The 18,874-nt window shown below is 63.4% G+C and carries 21 protein-coding genes; 10 read left to right on the top strand and 11 right to left on the bottom strand.

The window, feature by feature from the left end; translation table 11 throughout:
• Positions 1-116: 116 nt before the first annotated feature.
• The gene (locus tag C5L10_RS20765) at positions 117-2,831 is read left to right on the top strand and encodes a TIGR02302 family protein (protein WP_105431191.1); all 2,715 of its coding nucleotides are present in this window, start codon (positions 117-119) and stop codon (positions 2,829-2,831) included.
• 4 nt (positions 2,832-2,835) lie between these two features.
• On the opposite strand, the gene C5L10_RS20760 is transcribed toward C5L10_RS20765, so the two are convergent.
• The 3 genes from C5L10_RS20760 to C5L10_RS20750 form a co-directional block, all read right to left on the bottom strand.
• A complete protein-coding gene (locus C5L10_RS20760; RefSeq protein WP_037081707.1) occupies positions 2,836-3,213 on the bottom strand; it encodes a response regulator in 378 nt (125 codons plus the stop codon).
• A 131-nt stretch (positions 3,214-3,344) separates the two neighbouring features.
• Positions 3,345-3,887, bottom strand: coding sequence for a hypoxanthine phosphoribosyltransferase (hpt, locus tag C5L10_RS20755; protein WP_038546323.1), 543 nt, complete (start codon positions 3,885-3,887; stop codon positions 3,345-3,347).
• Between the two features lie 62 nt (positions 3,888-3,949).
• On the bottom strand, positions 3,950-4,609 hold the full coding sequence (locus C5L10_RS20750) for a hypothetical protein (protein ID WP_105431190.1): 660 nt from the start codon (positions 4,607-4,609) through the stop codon (positions 3,950-3,952).
• Between the two features lie 207 nt (positions 4,610-4,816).
• Here C5L10_RS20750 and ftsE point away from each other — a divergent pair, with 207 nt between their 5' ends.
• The 4 genes from ftsE to C5L10_RS20730 all read left to right on the top strand — a co-directional run bounded on the left by ftsE (position 4,817) and on the right by C5L10_RS20730 (position 8,198).
• Positions 4,817-5,476: a cell division ATP-binding protein FtsE gene (ftsE, locus tag C5L10_RS20745; RefSeq protein ID WP_007770735.1), complete on the top strand. Its 660-nt coding sequence runs from the start codon at positions 4,817-4,819 to the stop codon at positions 5,474-5,476.
• A gap of 100 nt (positions 5,477-5,576) precedes the next feature.
• Complete coding sequence (locus C5L10_RS20740) at positions 5,577-6,527, top strand: ABC transporter permease (protein ID WP_245448073.1); 951 nt, start codon at positions 5,577-5,579, stop codon at positions 6,525-6,527.
• A gap of 64 nt (positions 6,528-6,591) precedes the next feature.
• Complete coding sequence (locus tag C5L10_RS20735) at positions 6,592-7,323, top strand: YdcF family protein (protein WP_046637217.1); 732 nt, start codon at positions 6,592-6,594, stop codon at positions 7,321-7,323.
• Positions 7,324-7,406: 83 nt separating this feature from the next.
• Positions 7,407-8,198, top strand: coding sequence for a 1-acyl-sn-glycerol-3-phosphate acyltransferase (locus C5L10_RS20730; RefSeq protein WP_105431188.1), 792 nt, complete (start codon positions 7,407-7,409; stop codon positions 8,196-8,198).
• Here C5L10_RS20730 and C5L10_RS20725 read toward each other — a convergent pair whose 3' ends face one another.
• Positions 8,199-8,735 carry a gamma-glutamylcyclotransferase gene (locus C5L10_RS20725; RefSeq protein WP_105431187.1) on the bottom strand — a complete coding sequence of 179 codons (537 nt, stop codon included), beginning with the start codon at positions 8,733-8,735 and terminating at the stop codon, positions 8,199-8,201. It abuts the gene before it with no gap.
• 54 nt (positions 8,736-8,789) lie between these two features.
• Here C5L10_RS20725 and C5L10_RS20720 point away from each other — a divergent pair, with 54 nt between their 5' ends.
• On the top strand, positions 8,790-9,794 hold the full coding sequence (locus tag C5L10_RS20720; RefSeq protein WP_105431186.1) for a DUF2125 domain-containing protein: 1,005 nt from the start codon (positions 8,790-8,792) through the stop codon (positions 9,792-9,794).
• A 6-nt stretch (positions 9,795-9,800) separates the two neighbouring features.
• Here C5L10_RS20720 and C5L10_RS20715 read toward each other — a convergent pair whose 3' ends face one another.
• From C5L10_RS20715 to C5L10_RS20705, 3 genes are all read right to left on the bottom strand, one after another.
• Positions 9,801-10,730, bottom strand: a complete 930-nt coding sequence (locus C5L10_RS20715) for a prephenate/arogenate dehydrogenase family protein (RefSeq protein WP_105431185.1) — start codon at positions 10,728-10,730, stop codon at positions 9,801-9,803.
• On the bottom strand, positions 10,727-11,836 hold the full coding sequence (gene hisC / locus C5L10_RS20710) for a histidinol-phosphate transaminase (RefSeq protein WP_105431184.1): 1,110 nt from the start codon (positions 11,834-11,836) through the stop codon (positions 10,727-10,729). The genes C5L10_RS20715 and hisC overlap by 4 nt, the downstream gene beginning before the upstream one ends.
• Before the next feature lie 112 nt (positions 11,837-11,948).
• Positions 11,949-12,689 (bottom strand): class I SAM-dependent methyltransferase, encoded by a 741-nt coding sequence (locus C5L10_RS20705; protein WP_037081691.1) that lies wholly within the window; start codon positions 12,687-12,689, stop codon positions 11,949-11,951.
• A gap of 88 nt (positions 12,690-12,777) precedes the next feature.
• Here C5L10_RS20705 and gloB point away from each other — a divergent pair, with 88 nt between their 5' ends.
• Together gloB and C5L10_RS20695 are read left to right on the top strand one after the other, a co-directional pair.
• Positions 12,778-13,548, top strand: a complete 771-nt coding sequence (gene gloB / locus C5L10_RS20700; protein ID WP_105431183.1) for a hydroxyacylglutathione hydrolase — start codon at positions 12,778-12,780, stop codon at positions 13,546-13,548.
• The gene (locus tag C5L10_RS20695) at positions 13,549-13,968 is read left to right on the top strand and encodes a cupin domain-containing protein (RefSeq protein WP_105431182.1); all 420 of its coding nucleotides are present in this window, start codon (positions 13,549-13,551) and stop codon (positions 13,966-13,968) included.
• On the opposite strand, the gene C5L10_RS20690 is transcribed toward C5L10_RS20695, so the two are convergent.
• Genes C5L10_RS20690 through C5L10_RS20680 form a run of 3 tightly spaced genes read right to left on the bottom strand, consistent with a single transcriptional unit; the run spans position 13,965 to position 16,350 of the window.
• Positions 13,965-14,618 (bottom strand): lysoplasmalogenase, encoded by a 654-nt coding sequence (locus C5L10_RS20690; protein ID WP_105431181.1) that lies wholly within the window; start codon positions 14,616-14,618, stop codon positions 13,965-13,967. The two genes, C5L10_RS20695 and C5L10_RS20690, sit on opposite strands and share 4 nt — an antisense overlap.
• A gap of 35 nt (positions 14,619-14,653) precedes the next feature.
• The gene (locus C5L10_RS20685) at positions 14,654-15,541 is read right to left on the bottom strand and encodes a DMT family transporter (protein ID WP_105431180.1); all 888 of its coding nucleotides are present in this window, start codon (positions 15,539-15,541) and stop codon (positions 14,654-14,656) included.
• 35 nt (positions 15,542-15,576) lie between these two features.
• Positions 15,577-16,350, bottom strand: coding sequence for a DUF3108 domain-containing protein (locus tag C5L10_RS20680; protein WP_105431236.1), 774 nt, complete (start codon positions 16,348-16,350; stop codon positions 15,577-15,579).
• 250 nt (positions 16,351-16,600) lie between these two features.
• Here C5L10_RS20680 and rpmB point away from each other — a divergent pair, with 250 nt between their 5' ends.
• Both rpmB and C5L10_RS20670 read left to right on the top strand, forming a co-directional pair.
• On the top strand, positions 16,601-16,900 hold the full coding sequence (gene rpmB, locus C5L10_RS20675) for a 50S ribosomal protein L28 (RefSeq protein ID WP_046637208.1): 300 nt from the start codon (positions 16,601-16,603) through the stop codon (positions 16,898-16,900).
• A 115-nt stretch (positions 16,901-17,015) separates the two neighbouring features.
• Complete coding sequence (locus C5L10_RS20670) at positions 17,016-17,654, top strand: queuosine precursor transporter (RefSeq protein ID WP_046637207.1); 639 nt, start codon at positions 17,016-17,018, stop codon at positions 17,652-17,654.
• 228 nt (positions 17,655-17,882) lie between these two features.
• Here the strand turns inward: C5L10_RS20670 and C5L10_RS20665 are convergent, their stop codons facing one another.
• Positions 17,883-18,872, bottom strand: a complete 990-nt coding sequence (locus C5L10_RS20665; protein ID WP_205837075.1) for an esterase-like activity of phytase family protein — start codon at positions 18,870-18,872, stop codon at positions 17,883-17,885.
• Between the last annotated feature and the right edge of the window lie 2 nt (positions 18,873-18,874).

Below are 18,874 nucleotides of genomic sequence, written 5' to 3'. Positions count from 1 at the left end.
CTTTTACGGGAAAGCCTGGAAAATATGGGGGCGGATCGCCCCCTGCCCTCGTCTTCGCCACAAACATCGTTATCTTGGAAGCTTGATTTGCGCCGCCACGACTGGAGTCGGACCGCATGAGCTTCATCCGCAAAGGTGCCTTCGAATTGCATCCTGTGCTTGCGCGTCGCGTTGCACTGAAACGGTCCTTCGCCCGGATCGTGTTGTTTTTCGAACGGATTTTGCCGCTGCTGCTCGCGCCCCTCGGGATTGCGGCGCTTTTCCTGTCGGTGGCCTGGTTCGGGATTTTCCGGATCGCGCCGGACTGGGTGCGCTGGGTCCTGGTCGGCGGCTTCGCCTTTGCCTTCGTGTATGCGCTGCTGCCGTTGACCCGCCTGCGCTGGCCGGCGGTGGCCGACGCTGATCGGCTTCTCGAAGTCCGCAACAACCTCCCCAACCAGCCGGTCGGCGTCCAGGACGACCATCCGGCTTTCGAGACGCCTTTTTCACGCGCGCTCTGGAAGGAACACCAGATCCGCATGGCCGAGCGCATCGCGGCGCTTGATGCCGGCCTGCCGCAGCCGGATATCGCCCGGCACGACCGGTTCGCCCTGCGCGCCATTCCCGCTCTCGTTTTCGTCGTCGCCCTCGGTTATTCCTTCTCGAACGGCGGCGGCTCTCCGGCCGATGCCTTCCGGCCCGCGCCGCCGGCGCCGAGCATCAACCCGGACCTGCGCATCGACGCCTGGCTGACGCCGCCGTCCTATACCGGCCGCGCCCCGGTCTTCCTGACCGGCCGCGAGGTCACCACCACCACTGCTGCCGTCTCGATCCCACAGAATTCGGCGCTGACCGTGCGCGTCACCGGCGGTGAAGGCGGCGAGGCCGTGGTCTTCGCCCCGAAGGCCGGCGGGCAACCATCGACGTTGATCACCGAGGAAGCCAAGAAGGCCGCGGAAACGGCGGCGCAGCAACCGCAGCAGGGCGCCCCCGGCCAGCAGCCACCGGCTCAGCAGGCTGCGCCGCAGCAGCCCAACCAGCAGCGACCACCCCGAACCTATGCGCTCAACGTCGCCGAGAGCGGCAGCCTGACCGTCAACGGCCAGAGTTGGGCGTTTGACGTCATCCCCGACCGGCCGCCGGAAATCGCCTTCGACGGCCAGCCGAAGCGTTCCGTCAACGGCGCTCTCGAAATCGGCTTCACCGGCAAGGACGATTACGGCATTCGCGAAGCCCATGCGTTGATCGAACCGGTCGATCAGCCGGCTCCGGGCGCGACCCCCCTCTATCCGGCCCCGGACTACCGGCTCGACCTGCCGCGGCAGAACAGCCGCGAGGTCAAGGCCCTGACGAGCCGCAGCCTGATCGAGCATCCGCTCGCCGGCAAGCGGGTCAGGATCACCCTGATCGCCAAGGACGGCGCCGGCCAGACCGGCCGCAGCCCGGCCCATGAAATGGTGCTGCCGTCGCGCGGCTTCTCCGAGCCGCTCGCAGCCGCCGTCGCGGAAGAGCGCCAGGTCTTCGCGCTCGACACCCGCCAGATGCCCCGCGCCATCGAGCTCAACGAGGCGCTGGCGATCCGGCCCGACGAAACCATCCCCAACCTCAGCCATTTCCTGCTGATCCGCTCGGCGCTCGAGCGCATGAAGCTCGCCCGCAACGAGGAGCAGCTCAAGGATACCGCCGAATATCTCTGGGAGATCGCGCTCGGCATCGAGGACGGCGACCTGTCTCAGGCGGAGCGCCGCCTGCGCGACGCCCAGCGTAATCTCGCCGAGGCGCTGCAGAACAAGGCGTCCGACCAGGAGATCGCCCGGCTGATGCAGGAACTGCGCGAAGCCATGCAGCAGTTCATGAACGAGCTTGCCCAGCGGATGCAGAACGCCCCGCAGGCGCCCAACAACATGCAGTCCCAGAACGTCATCCGGCAGCGCGACCTGCAGAACATGATGGACCAGATCGAAAACCTCGCCCGGTCCGGCAATCGCGATGCCGCCCAGCAGATGCTCAACGAACTGCAGCGGATGATGAACAACCTGCAGGCCGGCAGGCCGCAGCGCGGGCAGCAGGGCCAGCAGCAGCAGAACGGCCAGATGCGCCAGCAGATCGACAAGCTCGGCGAGATCATGCAGGAACAGCAGCGGCTGATGGACCAGACCTTCAAGCTGGACCAGGCGCTGCGCGACCGCATGCAGCGTGGCGATCCCAGCCAGCGGCCCGGCGATCAAAGCCAGCAAGGGCAACAGCAGCAGGGCCAGCAACAACAAGGTCAGCAAGGCCAACAAGGTCAGCAAGGTCAGCAGAACAGTGACCAGATGACCGCCGAGCAGCTTCGGGAAGCGCTGAAGAACCTCCGCGCCCAGCAGGAAGGCCTCGGCAAGAAACTCGAAGAGCTGCAGCAGGCGCTGAAGGGTCTCGGCATGCAGCCGGGCGAAGGTTTCGGCAAGGCGCAGAGCGAGATGGGCAATGCCGGCAAGGCACTCGGCGAAGGCCAGGGCGACCAGGCGGTTCAGGGCCAAGGCAATGCGCTCAACGCGCTTCGTCAGGGTGCCCAGAACATGATGCAGCAGATGATGCAGGCCATGCAGCAGCAAGGCCAGGGTCAGGGCGAAGGCCAGGAGCGCGGCGGCCCGGGCGAGAACATGACCCAGGGTGGCCAGAACGGGCGCGATCCGCTCGGGCGCCCGCGCGCCACGTCAGGCCCTGATTTCGGCGATCAGGTGAAGGTACCTGACGAAATCGACGTCCAGCGTGCCCGGGAAATCCTTGAAGCGATCCGCGAAAAGCTCGGCAATGCGCTCTCCGGCGAAGCGGAGCGGCAATACCTGGAACGGCTTCTGGATATTCGCTGAGCGATCAGGCGGCCCGGGAGTTTCCGGTCGCCAACGCCGAGGCGACGGCCCGGCGGATATCGGGCAGCGCGAACGGCTTCTGCACCACGTCGATCACCTTGGCCGCGAGATCGTCTGCTCGCTCCCGCTGCTCCGCATAACCGGTCATCAGCAGGATCTTGAGATCCGGGAACCGGGCCGACGCCTGGTGCACCAGTTCTATGCCATCCATGACCGGCATGCGGATATCGGAAAGCAGCAGGTCGAAAGGCCCCTCGCTCAGCTTTTCGAGACCTTCCGCGCCGTCGCCCGCTTCATGGGTCTCATGACCATCGAGACGAAGCGCCCGCGCAACGAACATGCGGAGCGAATCCTCGTCTTCGGTAATCAGGATTTTTGCCATTGCGGTGATCGCTCCCGTGTTTTGTTTATGTGGGAAGCAAATCAACAGAGTTTTCTTGTCGAGGAGTAAACGCCGGCCCATTGCGGGCCGACATGGTTAACACCTCGTCTCGCTCGGGCCAGGCAAATCGGTCAGGCGTCTCCGGTGACGACACCGACGAAAGGCAGCTCGCGGAAAGCGTACGCGACGTCCATTCCGTAACCGACGACGAAGTAGTCCGGGCATTCGAAACCGACGTAATCCGCCTCCAGATCCTCCTGGCGCTTGACGCGCTTGTCGAGCAGCACGGCGACGGAAACGTTGCGGGCGCCACGCTCATAGAGCATTTCCTTGGCGAATTTCAGCGTCCGACCGGATTCAAGAATGTCGTCGATCAACAGCACGTCGCGATCCTTCACGTCGCTGTCGATATCCTTGACGATCCGCACCCCTTGCGAAACGGTTCCGGCGCCGTAGCTCGACAGCGTGACGAATTCGACTTCCGGCGCAAGACCCACGTCGTGCAGCGCCCGCAACAGGTCGGCGGCGAAGATGAACGAGCCTTTGAGAATGGCGATGACCAAGAGATCCTTGGTCGGTCCGGTAGCGATCTGCGCCGCGATCGCATGGTTACGCTCGGCGATCTGTTCGGCGGTATAAAGCGGCTCGATGATTTTGCCGCGTACGACGGGCATGAGGTTCTCCTGCGTGTCCGTAAAAAACCGCGATACCACAATCAGCCGGGAAAGAGAAAGCTCTAGGCGCCGCGCTCGGCAAAGGAAAGCCGCAGATCGGGCAGTTTTCCACCGGGGTGGGGCACGCGCGCCGAAAACCCGCGGCTCTGACCGCCTTCGAGGGACGACGCCGGCGGCGTGATCAGCGTCGTGGCAATAAGCGTCTGGCCCGAAATCAACTCAGCACGGATCTGCGGCATGGCACGATTGCGACCGCCGCGGTTCTCGACAATGCCGTTGATCAGCAGCACGCGCATGCCGTTGGCATCCTGCGGCGTCATCGTCACATGGGTGATGTCGAGCGTCGGTCCGGCCTCGGCCGTCACTGACCCGGCAAACAGGAAGGTGAAACCGCCCGCGAGGCTGAAAACGGCGACGAAGACGATGGCCACGACCGCCGAGAAGAAATCGGCGGAAAGACGCATCAGGCCACGCTCTATGCGGGCGAGGACCCGCTCCGCGAACGACGATGCGGCGACCGTGGATTCCGCACGCCTGGTGCGGTTGTCGTTGTGCGAGCGCGGAGCCGGGCCCCTGCGGAAGGTCTCGCGAACCGGCACGAACTGGGCGTCGACCACCTCGCCGCGCCGCGCATTGACCCGGGTCGTGCGCGTGGAAGGTTCCGGCGGCAGGATGTCCATCCGGATAGCTGTCTTGCCCTGATGGCTGCCAAACGTGCTCATGGGGCCCTCTTCGGCCCGTTTTCCCCGTTGTTCGGGATTGCGGGCATTGAATCGAATCCTGCTCAGTCGTAAATTGAAATGGTTAACGCTTCGCAAATACGGCCTGAAATTAGCCCTTTTCCGCGCGTGATTTACCGTTCGTTTACCCGGGTCGTTAAGAGATAGACGGGCACCAGAGAGTCGAGAGAGCGAGGACTGGGTCATCCGTTGATTCATTTCGAAAATGTTGGTCTGCGCTATGGGATGGGTCCCGAGATCCTGCGGGATATGACCTTCGACATCCCCAAGCGCTCATTCCAGTTCCTCACGGGCCCATCGGGCGCTGGGAAGACCACCCTTCTGCGCCTGCTGTTCATGTCGCTGCATCCGACCCGCGGCATCATCCACATGTTCGGCCGCGACCTGTCGCAGATCCCCCGCGCCGAACTGCCGATGCTGCGCCGCCGGGTCGGCATCGTCTTCCAGGACTTTCGCCTGCTTGACCACCTGACCACCTATGAGAACGTTGCCCTGCCGCTGCGCGTGCGCGGCAAGGAGGAAAGCTCCTACCGCAACGACGTGATCGAACTCCTGAAATGGGTCGGGCTCGGCGAGCGTATCAACGTGCTGCCGGCCGTTCTGTCCGGCGGCGAGAAGCAGCGTGCCGCGATTGCCCGCGCGCTGATGGACCAGCCGGAAATCCTGCTCGCCGACGAACCGACCGGCAACGTCGATCCGCCGATGGCGCGCCGGCTCCTCAATCTCTTCCTGGAACTCAACCGCCTCGGCACCGCCGTCGTCATCGCCACCCACGATCTGGCGCTGATGGACCAGGTGGACGCAAGGCGGATGATCCTCACCGAAGGGCGGCTCGACATCTATGAATGAGCTGAGCCGCCCGAAAGCGCCGAAGAGCGCCCAATCGCAGAGGCCCGAAAACGAGCAGCAGGTTCACCCGGCAGGCCAGAAGCAGGCACGCCGAGTCGAGATGCGGGTGCGGCCCACCGCGCCGATCCTGCCGCCCTCCAACATCCAGGGCAATGCGCTGATGGTGGTAATCGCCATCATGGCCTTCCTCGCCTGCCTGACGCTCGGCGCGGTGAGCATGGTGAGGGCCACGGCATCGAGCTGGCAGAGCCAGATCTCCCGCGAGATCACCATCCAGATCAAGCCGGAAGACGGGCTCGACATGAACGCGGCTTTGAAGAAGGCCCGCGACCTGGCGCTCACCTTCGTCGGCACCCGCGAAGGCACGATCATGGACGAAAGCGCGACCGCAAGGCTTCTGGAGCCGTGGCTGGGAACCGGGCTGAACCTCACCGACCTGCCCGTGCCGCGCCTGGTCATCGTCACCATCGACGAGCAGAACCCGCCCGATTTCGCCGGGATGCGCGATCTCCTGAAGACCGAAATCCCGCAAGCCTTCCTCGACGATCACCGCACCTGGGTGGATCGCCTGGTGTCCATGGCCCATACGACGGTGCTGATCGGCATGGGCGTCCTCGTCCTGGTGTTCACGGCAATGATCCTGACGGTGATCTTTGCCACGCGCGGGGCGCTGTCCGGCAATCGCCATATCGTCGAGGTGCTGCATTTCGTCGGAGCTGAAAGCTCTTTCGTCGCCAGCGAATTCCAGAAACACTTCCTGAAGATCAGCATCAAGGGCTCGGCCGCCGGCGGTGCGCTCGCGGCCGCGATATTCGCCATCGCCAACATGTGGCAGGCCAATTCGCTGGCGACGCCGGAGAGCGACCAGGCGAGCGCGCTGTTCGGTTCCTTCACCATCGGCGTCGGCGGTTATCTCGGCATCTTTGCGACGATGGTGGTGATCGCGCTGCTGACGACCCTGACGGCCCGGTTCACGGTCATGCGCACGATCGACGAGATCGACCTGATCCGTTCCGATCCGGCGCGATCCGACGGATTATCAGCTTCTTGAATCGGTCGCCTTCCCTCTGTAGGTTGGCCCTGTTCTCGCCACGAATCTCCGGCTATGGACAATCATGACACCGGCCCCGACCACACCCGAAAATGGAGCGGACCGCCACCCGCGGCGGCGGCTCGGGGGAGTGTTTTCGCGCAACAGCCGGCTGCGATGGGCCGCGCGCCGCATCATCATGGTCTGCGTGCTCGGATTGGCCCTGCTTTTCGGGGGGTTTTTATGGTTTGCGAACGCCGTGACGTCGCTGAAGGCACCTGACGGCGTCAAGGCCGATGCGATCGTCGTCCTGACCGGCGGCTACCTGCGCATCGAACAGGCGCTCGGACTTCTGCGGGACGGGGCCGGCCAGCGCCTGCTGATCTCGGGAGCGCACCCGTCCACCAGCCCGACCCAGATCCGCAAGGTCACGCAGGCCTCGCCCGACCTTTTCGCCTGTTGCGTCGATATCGGCTACGATGCGATCGATACGATCGGCAATGCCAACGAAATCACCCGCTGGATCCACGACCACGGATACCGGTCCGTGCTGGTCGTCACCAACAATTATCACATGCTGCGCAGCCTGCACGAACTGCGCCGTGCCGATCCGGTGACCGAGTTCATTGCCTATCCGGTGGTCAGTTCCGATCTCACTAGGAAAGCCTGGTTCGCCGAGCCGGACGTGTTGCGCACCATGCTTTCCGAATACGGCAAGGTCGTGCTCGCCACCTTCCGCGACTGGTTCGGCATCGAGCGCGGTACGGGACTGCGCAACGAGGACCCGCCGAAGACAGCGGCAAAGCCCGCGCCCTGACACTTTTCCCTCCGGATGACGAGCCGACGCTTTTTTCCCCGCCCGATCTCGTGTAGGCAACGCCTGTCCAAGAGGAAGCTTCCATGCTGCTGGTGCGTTCGGTTCTTTTCAACATCGCCTTCTACACAAACCTGATCGTCCGCATGATCGTGCTGAGCCCGATCTATTTCCTGATGCCGCGCAAGGCGGCCTATCGCATCCCCAAAGCCTGGGCAGCCTCCTGCAATTGGCTGATGGCAAAGATCGTCGGCGCCACCTTTGAGATCGAGGGGCTGGAAAACGTGCCAGAGGGCGGCTGCATCTTCGCCCCCAAACATCAATCCGCCTGGGATACCGTGGCACTCCTGCCCTGGCAGCGGGACCCGGTCTATATCCTCAAGCGCGAACTGATGTGGATCCCGCTGTTCGGCTGGTACGCCGCCAAGCAGAAGATGATCCCGGTCAACCGCGGCGCCCGCGGCAAGGTGATGGTCGATGTCATGAACCGGACGAAGGAGGAGATGGCAAACAACCGCCAGCTCATCATCTACCCCGAAGGCACGCGCCGCCCGCCGGGCGCCGAGCCGCAATACCGCTACGGCATCGCCCGTATCTATCGCGACGTCGGGGTACCCGTCGTGCCGGTCGTCGCCCACTGGGGTCTGTTCTGGGGCCGCCGCAAGCTCATCAAATATCCCGGCCGTTTCAAGGTCCGCATCCTGCCGCCGATCGCACCGGGCATGGATCCGGATGCCTTCTATGCCCATCTGGTCGAGACGCTGGAACGGGAAAGCGACAAGCTGCTGGTCGAGACCGTGGCCGCCAATCCGCACCTGCCGCTGCCGCCCTCGGCGGTCAAACGGCTTTCGGAGCTGAAGGGCCAGACTGCGGTGTAGTCAGATGGCGGCTGCCACCGCAGCCCCGACGCTTTCCAGCCAGTGATCTCGGATCCCCATTTCCTTGAGATGTTCGAGCGTGTTGAACACGTAAGTGTCGTTCGGCCCGGACTGGCCGACGGAGACGCGGACGATCTGCGCCGCCTGCTCGATCTCGAGCGCGCCGGCATATTGGACATGATGGCGATCGACGATATAGCCAACCGCCCTCGCCTGTCGCCCATCTCCGAGCGCCACCGGCAAAATTTTCTCGAGATAGACATTGGTGACCAGTTCGCGCCGGCGCAGGTAGTCGAGCACGTCCGCCCGGTTATCCTCGCTCACTCGGAAGGCAACGCCGCGGCATGAGCCGCCACGGTCGAGACCGAGGACAAGGCCCGGACGATCCGGAGTGCCGCGATGCACGTAGGACCAGACGCAGAGGGAGCGGCGGAAGCCGAAGGCACGTGCGGGCAGTCTTTCCTCGAACGCAAAACCCGGATTCCACATCAGGGACCCGTAGCCAAACACCCAAAATTCGTCCATATCCCGCGCCACACCATTCCAATTGAAGCATCCAGCCCCAAGTTTTCATCACCATTGGAGAACATCATGGCAGCGTCAAGCCGAACTGGCGTCAGCGGCAAATTATGGCTACTCGCCTGCGGCGTGGTGCTGGTGATCGCACTTTACACCGCCGGCTGGTTCTATGCGGCGTCGATGCTGAAGGAGCGGACGCTGGCCCTGCTCGGCAGCCAGGAACGGCGCGGCATCTCGGCGGAATGTACGGATGCAGACTATCGCGGCTACCCGTTCCGGATCGGCCTGTTCTGCTCGAAGGTCTCGATCGACGACCGCACCAACGGCATTTCCGCAATGTTCGGATCCCTGCGGTCCGCGGCGCAGGTCTACAATCCCGGCCATATCGTCTGGGAACTCGATTCGCCGATCGAGATCCGCACCGGCCACGGGCTTTCGGTCTCGACCACCTGGGAGAATTTCCAGTCGAGCCTGACCACCCGGTTTCGCGGGGTGGAGCGCACCTCCACCGTGATCGAGAACGCCAGGACGAACATCCTGTCGTCGGCCACCGGCCAGGCCTTCAATATCAGCGCCGGTCACACCGAAATCCATCTGCGCCAGAACGGCACCGACCTCGACGCGGCCATGACGCTGCAAAACACCGATGTGGTGATGAAGGACCTGCCGCAGCTTCTGCCGCGGTTCACGGCCAATCTCGACCTGACCCTGACCGGCCGCGCTGGCATGATCGACGGATCCGATCCGAACGGAACCGTTCTCTATGGCACTGAGGGCCAGATGCGCAGCATTTCGGCTGATCTCGGCGATGGCAAGCTGATCACCGTTTCCGGGCCCTTCTCCTTCGACGAGCAGGGTTATCTGTCGGGCAAGCTGAAGCTCCGGATCGAACAGATCGATGCGTGGCGCGACAGTCTGAGCCAGGCGTTTCCTCAGATCGCCCCGACGCTGAAGACCGCCGCCAACATGCTGTCCGCGCTCGGCCGCGGCAAGAGCGCGTCGCTCGACCTCACCATCAACCGCGGCAAGGTGTTCGCCGGCGGCTTTATCCAGATCGGCGAAATCCCGCCGATCTGAGCGCGATCACTTCTTGGCGTCGAGCGCGTGGCGGCCGAAATCCGGCGCGTCGACATCCTGGCCGGCCTGGACGATCGAGCGGCGGATAGCGCGGGTGCGGGTGAAGAGTTCGAACAGCTTGTCGCCCTCGCCCCAGCGGATCGCACGCTGCAGATAGGCAAGGTCTTCCGAAAACCGCGCCAGCATTTCCAGGATCGCATCCTTGTTGTGCAGGCAGACATCCCGCCACATGGTGGGGTCCGACGCGGCAAGGCGCGTGAAATCGCGAAAACCGGAGGCTGAATATTTGATGACTTCGGCGTCGGTCACCGTCTCGAGATCGTCCGCCGTGCCGACGATGTTGTAGGCGATGATGTGCGGCAGGTGGGAGACGATCGCCAGCACTTTATCGTGGTGCTGCGGGTCCATTTCGTCGATACGCGAGCCGAGCGCCATCCAGAAGGATTTCAGCTTGTCGAGCGCGGCCGGATCCGTCTCCGGGAGCGGCGTGAAGATGCACCAGCGATCCCGGAACAAGCCGACAAAGCCGGCGTCCGGGCCGGATTTTTCGGTGCCCGCCAGCGGATGGCCCGGGATGAAATGTACGCCTTCCGGCATATGCGGCGCCATCTGCGCGATGACGGAGGCCTTGGTGGAGCCGACATCCGTGACAATCGCGCCGGGCTTCAGGGTGCCGGCGATCTGCTTGGCGACCGCTTCCGATGCACCGACCGGCACCGAGACGATGACCAGATCGGCATCCTTCACCGCGTCCGCGGCTGAGGAGACGTAATGCGTGCCGAGCGCCAGTTCTTCGGCACGCTTGAGCGTTTCAGCGCTGCGCGTGGAAATCACCACCTCGCCGGCCAGGCCCAGTTCCTTGACATCCCGTGCGATCGAGGAGCCGATCAGGCCGATGCCGATCAGCGCGATCCTGTCGAAAAGCGGCGTGCTCATGCGCTTTTGCCCATAAATTCGCCGAGCGTCTCGATGACGCCGCGATTGGCCTCTTCCGAGCCGATCGTCATGCGCAGGGCGTTCGGAAAACCGTACCCGCGGACGGCGCGAAGGATGTAACCGCGGCTGGTGAGGAACGCATCCGCTTCCGGCGCCCGCTTGCCGTCGAGATCCGGGAAATGAATGAGCACGAAATTGGTGACCGAAGGCGTGACCTTCAGACCGATCGTCTCCAGCGCATGGGTGAGCTTGCCCTGCCAGAGATTGTTGTGCTCGACTGCCTTTTCGACGAAAGCCTGGTCGCGGATCGCGGCGGCACCCGCGGCGATCGCCGGGGCGTTCATGTTGAACGGACCGCGCACACGGTTCAAGGCATCGAGAATGCCGGCCGGGCCGTACATCCAGCCGATGCGCAGCGCCGCAAGCCCGTAGACCTTGGAGAAGGTGCGGGTCATCACGACGTTCCTGTTGGACGACACCAGTTCGAGGCCGGCCTCGTAATCGTTCTTGCGCACATATTCCGCGTAGGCCGCGTCGAGCACGAGGATGACGCTCTTCGGCAGGCCGGCATGCAGGCGGCGGATATCGGCGACCGGGACGTATGTACCAGTCGGATTGCCGGGATTGGCGATGAACACCATCTTCGTCTTGTCGGTGACGGCGGCAAGGATCGCATCGACATCGACGGTGCAATCCTTCTCCTTCACCTCGACCACTGTGGCGCCGGCGCCCATGATCTGGATCCTGTAGACGAGGAAACCGTGCTCGGTGATGATCGCTTCGTCGCCCGCGCCGAGATAGACGTGACAGAGCAGGCCCAGCAGCTCGTCGGAACCGTTGCCGCACATGATGTTCGCGACATTGAGGCCGTGCACCGAGGCGATCGCCTCGCGCAGCGCCATCGCCTGACCGTCAGGATAAAGTTCCAGGTTGCCGGCCGCCTGTTTGAAAGCGTCGATCGCCTTCGGGCTGGCGCCGAGCGGCGTCTCGTTGGACGAAAGCTTGAAGACGCGCGCTACGCCCGGAGCATGTTCCTTGCCGGGCACATAGGCGGCGATATCCAGGATGCCTGGACGCGGAACGGGCTCACTCGTGACGATGCTCATCGGATCAACCTTTTTGGAAAGCCTGAATGGCGGGTGTGATCCAGTGGGATTAAAGCCGAAAAACGCCTTTGTCGAGGGGTGAGGAATGGTCGGCGCAGCCGACGAGGGACGATCACCGCGTCCGCGTCGTCGGCACGCCCTGCGGGGCCAGAACCGGCACGAAGACGCGCCGGGAGGCGCGGGCGGCGACCGGCAGGCCCTGGTAGAGCCGCTTCTGGGCCTCCAGCACGATGACTCCTGAAAAGACCGGCCAGAAGCGACGGCCCAGGCGCTCGAAGGCCTGGCGCAGCTTCAGCACGGCGCGGATCTTCGACGGCGGGAAGAACAGTGCCTCGGCGCTGGCGCCCGGCGTAAAGTTGGTCTCGCGCAGCAGCGAGGTGAGCTGCCCGCGCGAATAGGGCCGGCCGGAGCCGAAGGGCGTGTGTTCCATGCGCGCCCAGACACCGCGCCGGTTGGGCACGACGATCACCAGCCGCCCGCCGGGCGCAAGCACCCGCCAGAGTTCCTTCAGGGTCTCCCGCGGGTTTTCGGCAAATTCCAGCGAATGCACCATCAGCACGCGGTCGACGGAAGAGTCCGGCAGCGGCAGCTCTTCGTCGAAGACGAGAGCGGTCGAGGAAAGCTCGCTGACCGGCCAGTTCACCGCCCCCTGCCCCGCCGGCATGAAGGCAAAGGTGCGTTCCGTATCGGCGCGGAAACGGTCGAGATAGGGCACCGCATAACCAAGGCCCACCAGCCGCTCTTCCGGCAACCGCGCCCAGAGCGAAGACAGCGCGAACGTGATCGACTGCTCGGCAAGGTGACCGAGGGGCGAGTGATAGAATTCGCGGAGATCGACGATATCTGCGTGCATGCGTAATTTGGTACCAGACGGTGGTTGGACTTCAAGGGACCAGTCTCTACATTGTGACGCAAAACACTTTCAGCAATGGGGTTATGTTATGAGACCACTGGAACTCGAAGTTTTTTCATGTCGCAGCGATAATTACGGCGTTCTCGTGCACGATCCGGAAAGCGGTCTGACGGCCTCGATCGATGCGCCGGAGGAAAAGCCGATCCTCGATGCGGCGGCCCGCCGCGGCTGGAAGATCACCCACATCTTCACCACCCATCACCACGGCGACCACGTCGAAGCCAACCTGGCGCTCAAGGAAAAGTTCGGGCTGGAGATCATCGGCCCATTCAATGAAGCGGTTGCTATTCCCGGCCTCGACAGGACCATGGCGGATGGCGACGAGTTCCAGTTCGGCGATCATCTCGTCTGCGTCCTCGAGACGCCGGGCCACACGGCCGGCCATATCTGCTACCATTTCCCGGACGACAAGATCCTGTTCGCGGCAGACACGCTGTTTGCGCTCGGCTGCGGCCGGCTGTTCGAACGCCCGGCGGCCGACATGTGGCATTCGCTGCAGAAGCTCGCCGTTCTGCCTGACGAGACGGCCGTCTATTTCGGTCACGAATACACGCTTTCGAATGCGAAGTTCGCACTGAGCGTCGATCCGGACAACGGGCGTCTGCAGGCGCGCGCGAGCGAGATCGAGGCGCAGCGCGCGGCCGGTGTGTTTACCATTCCGACAACGATCGGGCTGGAGAAGGAGACCAATCCCTTCCTGCGCGCATCGGACCCGGCCATCCGCCGCAACCTTCTGATGGAGAGCAAATCCAACGAGGAAGTGTTTGCCGAAATCCGCAAGCGCAAGGATAGTTTCTGAATGACGCCGGAGGAGATCATCACCACGCTCGGCATGCAGCGGCATCCGGAGGGCGGCTGGTATGTCGAGACATTTCGGGACGCCGAAGGCGGCACGCGCGGCCATTCGACGGCGATTTACTACCTGCTGGAAGCCGGCGAACGCTCCCACTGGCATCGGGTTCGCGACGCGGCCGAGACCTGGCATTTCTATGCCGGCGATGCGCTGCTGCTGCGGGTTTCCAACGGCGAGACGGTCGAAGAGGTGAGGCTCGGAACAGACCTTGCCGCAGGAGAACGGCCGCAAGCCGCGGTCCCGGCCGACGCCTGGCAGGCAGCGGAACCGCTTGGCCGCTTCACGCTGGTCGGCTGCACGGTCGCACCAGGCTTTCAGTTTTCAAGCTTCGAGATGGCGCCTCCCGGCTGGGAGCCGTCAATCTAGGCCGAAGGAAGCCCGGCAATCGCCAACGTGAAGATCAGCTGTGCCGCGAAGTAAGTACCCCAAACGAACGGCTTCAGCCTCGCCATGACAGGCGCATCCGGCTTGACCAGGAATTTCTGGATCGCCAGTGCGGTGTCGGACATGACGAACAGCGCAGCACCGGCCGCCGGCAGGATCGGCTTCACCGCCAGCGCCGAAAGCGCCATGGCGACGATCGCGATCCCATAGGCGGCGACGGGGATGGCGAGCCGTCCTGCAGGCCGCCACAGCATGAACAACGTCATGCCCGTCAGCACCACGAAGATCCACGCGGCCGTATAACGCCAGGCGGAGGTGAAAAGCAGGCTCGGTTCTATCGACGGCCAGAACAGCGCCGCATAGGCAATATGCAAAGCGAGGAAGGCCGCGAGCCCGGCGACGAAGGCTGGCTCTCCCTCGTAGGCGAGGCAGGCGTCTCCGACTGCACCCAGCGCCAGCGTTGCGACCAACAGCGCCGGGGCGCCGGAAAGACCGGCATAGAGCACGAGCAGCAAGACCGGTACGGTCTTCAGCACCGCGCGAAGATGGCCCGCCGGCCTTTTCAGCCAGCGGAAATAATGGATCGCAAACGCGATGGAGGCGGCCAGCACCGCCCATAACAACAGATACATCTCTTCCCCCACGTTCCCGACCCTTTCAGGAACGCCTATTCGGCCACGGCTTCCGCAATCGGCTTCGGCCGGAACATATCCCGCGCCGCCAGCACCGCCCCTCCGGTGATCAGCAGGCAGGCAAGCAGAATGCGCCAATCCGGCTCGGCAAAGCCCGATGCGACCAGGATCAGCGTCGACAGCAGCGGCGCCGCATAGCTGGCCGCGCCGATGATCTGGATATCGCCGTTCTTGACGCCGTAGTCCCAGGCGTAGAAGGCCGCGCCGACCGGCAGCAGGCCAAGCCCGACGACCGCCGCCCACTCGCCGCCATCAGCCGGCCAGACGGTCGTCTCCAGCGCCAGATGGCAGACCAGCGACAGCAACGAGGTACCGAGGCAGAAACCGGTGACGACATCGGTCGAAACCTGGTCGAAACGCCGCGTCAGCAGCGAATAACCGGACCAGGTGAAAGCGCAGAGAAAGGCGGCGCCATAACCCACGAGATAGGCGTCGTCGAAGGCAAGTCCGTTGCGCGACACGATGGCGATCGTGCCGCAGAGCCCGGCGGCAGCACCAGCCACGTGATACCAGCGCAGCTTCTCGCCCGGCAGCAGGGCCGAGCCGACGACGATGAACAGCGGCCAGAGATAGGCGATCAGCCCCGCCTCGACCGCCGGCGCATTCCGGAGCGCGGTGAAATAGAGAAAATGATAGCCGAACAGGCCGCCGATCCCGGTGATCCACACCTTGGCCGGCTGTTTCAGGAGGGCGATCCGTTCCGGCTTGACGATGAACAGCACGATGCCCGGCAGGCTGCCTATCGCGAAGGTGAGCGCATTCATCTGGAAGGGCGGCACTTTTCCGGATGCAGCCGTCATCAGGGCCAGCAACGACCACATCAGGATCGCCGTAAAACCGATCAACGTCCCCCGGATTTTCACCCCTGCCCCCCTGGGCGCCCGGACGGGCGCTTTAGTCAGCCGCCATATTTGACAGCCGTCACGTAAACCTGCCCCATCCTGGTCGGGATGACGGCATAGACCGGAGCATATACATTTACCGACTGTGCCTTGGCAAACCAGATTTCCATCGGCGTCTTGCGCAGGTATTCGATATCGCTGCGGCCGCGCTTGAAGCCCGATCTCGGAAGGTAGCGGATCGAACAGACGATCGCCTCGCCCTTGAAACCGTCGGTCGAGAACGGCTTGGTGCCCTTCGGCGTCAGCACCAGGTCCATGCGCGACTCACCGTCATAGATCGGCAGCCGGCTGGGGCAGACCTTGGCGTCGCCCGGGAAGATGAGGCCGCTCAGAGGGTCCAGTACGGCACGCAGGTCCTTTTCGGTCACGGGAATCCAGGTCTCCGGATTGCGGGTCGGCTCGGGCTTGACCGTCGTCCCGGTGACATTGCCGTTGCGGTATTCGACATCGTAGATGCGCGTGCGTTTTCCGGTGCTGTAGACGAGGTTGTAGCGATCGGCCTGCAGCTTGTCGGCCTGCATGCGCCCGCTGACGCTGGTTTCGGCGGAGATGCGGCTGATGATGTTGACGATCCCTGCCGATTTGAACCTTCCGGTGATCTTGTAGTCGCTGCTGTTGAATTCACTGGCAAAAGAGGCCTTGGCGATCGGCAGTATCCCGAGCGAGATATTGTATTCGCTGACATGCCGGATTTCCGCCGAGCCAAGCGGATTGGCCGTGAACCCGAAGACGAGCACGAAGGCACTGACGAAACTGCCGCGAAGGTTCATGATTTTGCCCTGACCGATGAGCACGCCGAAAAGCGTCTTCCCACAGACATATAGACGGTGCATCATGGCAAGAAAATAGCGGCTTCACGGCACTGGCGGCGGATTCTCTTAGGGTGAGGTCAAGGTTTTGGCTTGACGCGACGAGCCCCACTGACTATAGAACCGCAACTTTCCACTCAGGACCAGTTGGATCGGCGCACCGGCATTGTCCGGAAGTACCATCCGATTGCAGAAGAACAAAGGTGTATCCATGTCTCGTGTGTGCGAACTGACCGGCAAGGGCGTTCAGACCGGCAACAACGTAAGCCACGCCAACAACAAGACCCGCCGTCGGTTCCTGCCGAACCTGTGCCAGGTTACGTTGATCTCCGACGCTCTCGGCCAGCGTTATCGCCTGCGCGTCTCGGCACACGCTCTGCGCTCCGTCGAACATCGTGGCGGCCTCGATGCCTTCCTGTTGAAGTCCAACGAGACCGAACTGTCGATGCGCGCCCGCCTGCTGCGCCGCCAGATCGTCAAGAAGACCGCCGAAGTCGCTGCTGCGGCTTAATTGGCCTGACGACAAATCATCCGGCTTTGAACAAGGCTTGACGGGTAATACCGGCCAGGCCTTTTCTCTTGGCCTTCATAAAACTCCAACTGGTGGCATCACCCAGGATAAAAAAATGCTGAGCTCACGCTATACTTTCATCTATGCCCTGCTGATGGCGGCCGTCGTGGTCGCGTCGAACTTCCTGGTCCAGTTCCCGGTCGTCGGCACGTTCTGGGGCATCGCCCTCGGCGATCTTCTGACCTGGGGCGCCTTTATCTATCCCTTTGCCTTCCTGGTGACCGATCTCGCCAACCGGCAGTTCGGGCCTTCGATCGCCCGACGCGTCGTTCTCGCAGGCTTTGTCGTCGGCGTGACGCTGTCGTTCCTGGCCTCCGCCCCGCGCATCGCCATCGCCTCGGGCACCGCCTATCTGGTCGGCCAGCTTCTCGACATCTCCGTGTTCAATCGGCTCCGCCGCCAGACCTGGTGGCGCGCGCCGCTCGCTGGCTCCCTGCTCGGTTCGGCGCTCGACACGCTGCTATTCTTCTCGCTGGCCTTCGCCCCGCTCTTCGCCTTCATCGGCCCGAACGAAGACTTCGCGATCCAATCCGCACCGATCCTCGGCGCCCTTGCCACCGAGGCCCCGCGCTGGATCTCCTGGGCGCTCGGCGACCTCGTGGTCAAGATCCTGGTCGGCGTCGTCCTGCTGCTGCCCTACGGCGCCCTGATGAACGTGCTGAAGCCAATGCCGCAGGTGGCGAAGGCTGCCTGAGCGGGTAGCTCAGCGGTATGCGCATTGTCGTTGGATCCTCGGGTCAAGCCCGAGGATGACGAAAGAGAAGCTGTGCTTATTCTGCCCACAGAAACAAAGCTGAGCAAATGCAAAGGTCGCTGTTGTTGCTGATGGCTCCCCAAACTCGTCATCCTCGGGCTTGACCCGAGGATCCAGGCACCTCCACCTAAGAAGAAGCAGCGTTGAAGCCGTTTCTCGGCGGCGACTTCAGTTATTCAGGCGGAATTCCAGCATCACGTTACGCTGCAGCAGATTGCCGTTGTCATCCGAAATCAGGATCAGATGCGGCTTGCCCTCCGGCCCGGCGATGACGTCGAGCCCTTCCATATTGTCGATCGCATAGCCCATATCGGCTTCGAGAAGCACGTTGCCATCCACCGCAGCGCCGGGACGGATGCTGTCGCCCTTGATCAGGCGAATGCGCATGCCGAGGCCGCCGATGAAGCTGAAGCGGCGTTCCAGCAGCAGGAAATCGCCGTTCGGCAGAAAGGCCCCATCGGTCGCGTCGAACGGATCGTGCCGCACAACCGTGAACACGCCCTTGAGCGGCCCTTCCAGGATCGCGGCGAAAAGGTTGCCCCGGTCATCGAGGCTATGCTCGGTGACCGCGACAGGCGCCCCCTCGAGCGGACTGGTCTGAGGTGACACCGCCACCGTCTCCATGCCCGCATTCATCCGGAATTCGTGGCGGGGAATGGGTAGATCGAGGCTCTTCAACGGCGCCGATGTTTCGAACCCCGGATCGGGATAGGCATCGACGCGGTGCAACTGCTCGAAGCTGACGATCGCCTGGCCGTCCCGCAGCGCCAGCCCCTCGGCGTCAGAATTGTATTTCGAGCCGACCCGGCCGCCACGGATGAGGATCGGGTTGATGGCGAGATCGGTGAGGTTGGCGAGACGCCCCTTCGCATCCCGTTCGACGCGGCCGGTCAGCCAGGAACCGGTATCGAGCACCGACACGAACCTTTCGCCATCGGCGCGAAAGCGGATGCTCGACAGCGACTGAAGCCGGCTATCAGGTGACGAAAATTCTATCCCACCGAGAAATTCGAGCGAACCGAAGCGCGTCTCCGCCGAACCGCGCTTGAAATCGGTGATAGCCCGCGCCCTGACCGAGACATTGTCGGTGGCAGGCGCCACCGGGGAAGCGATGGCGCCGAAAAGGCCGGCGCAGACGACGAAGCGGGAAAATTTCAAGC

Source organism: Neorhizobium sp. T6_25 (assembly GCF_002968555.1).
Taxonomy (GTDB): domain Bacteria; phylum Pseudomonadota; class Alphaproteobacteria; order Rhizobiales; family Rhizobiaceae; genus Neorhizobium.
The sequence above is the reverse complement of the archived record's forward strand: the minus strand, read 5'-3'. Positions and strand labels throughout refer to the sequence as shown.

Excerpts from the sequence above, each read along its gene's own strand:
- C5L10_RS20765 (WP_105431191.1), top strand. The coding sequence starts at position 117 with ATGAGCTTCATCCGCAAAGGTGCCTTCGAATTGCATCCTGTGCTTGCG.
- C5L10_RS20760 (WP_037081707.1), bottom strand. The coding sequence starts at position 3,213 with ATGGCAAAAATCCTGATTACCGAAGACGAGGATTCGCTCCGCATGTTC.
- hpt (WP_038546323.1), bottom strand. The coding sequence starts at position 3,887 with ATGCCCGTCGTACGCGGCAAAATCATCGAGCCGCTTTATACCGCCGAA.
- C5L10_RS20750 (WP_105431190.1), bottom strand. The coding sequence starts at position 4,609 with ATGAGCACGTTTGGCAGCCATCAGGGCAAGACAGCTATCCGGATGGAC.
- C5L10_RS20740 (WP_245448073.1), top strand. The coding sequence starts at position 5,577 with ATGCGGGTGCGGCCCACCGCGCCGATCCTGCCGCCCTCCAACATCCAG.
- C5L10_RS20735 (WP_046637217.1), top strand. The coding sequence starts at position 6,592 with ATGACACCGGCCCCGACCACACCCGAAAATGGAGCGGACCGCCACCCG.
- C5L10_RS20730 (WP_105431188.1), top strand. The coding sequence starts at position 7,407 with ATGCTGCTGGTGCGTTCGGTTCTTTTCAACATCGCCTTCTACACAAAC.
- C5L10_RS20720 (WP_105431186.1), top strand. The coding sequence starts at position 8,790 with ATGGCAGCGTCAAGCCGAACTGGCGTCAGCGGCAAATTATGGCTACTC.
- C5L10_RS20715 (WP_105431185.1), bottom strand. The coding sequence starts at position 10,730 with ATGAGCACGCCGCTTTTCGACAGGATCGCGCTGATCGGCATCGGCCTG.
- hisC (WP_105431184.1), bottom strand. The coding sequence starts at position 11,836 with ATGAGCATCGTCACGAGTGAGCCCGTTCCGCGTCCAGGCATCCTGGAT.
- C5L10_RS20705 (WP_037081691.1), bottom strand. The coding sequence starts at position 12,689 with ATGCACGCAGATATCGTCGATCTCCGCGAATTCTATCACTCGCCCCTC.
- gloB (WP_105431183.1), top strand. The coding sequence starts at position 12,778 with ATGAGACCACTGGAACTCGAAGTTTTTTCATGTCGCAGCGATAATTAC.
- C5L10_RS20695 (WP_105431182.1), top strand. The coding sequence starts at position 13,549 with ATGACGCCGGAGGAGATCATCACCACGCTCGGCATGCAGCGGCATCCG.
- C5L10_RS20690 (WP_105431181.1), bottom strand. The coding sequence starts at position 14,618 with ATGTATCTGTTGTTATGGGCGGTGCTGGCCGCCTCCATCGCGTTTGCG.
- C5L10_RS20680 (WP_105431236.1), bottom strand. The coding sequence starts at position 16,350 with ATGAACCTTCGCGGCAGTTTCGTCAGTGCCTTCGTGCTCGTCTTCGGG.
- rpmB (WP_046637208.1), top strand. The coding sequence starts at position 16,601 with ATGTCTCGTGTGTGCGAACTGACCGGCAAGGGCGTTCAGACCGGCAAC.
- C5L10_RS20670 (WP_046637207.1), top strand. The coding sequence starts at position 17,016 with ATGCTGAGCTCACGCTATACTTTCATCTATGCCCTGCTGATGGCGGCC.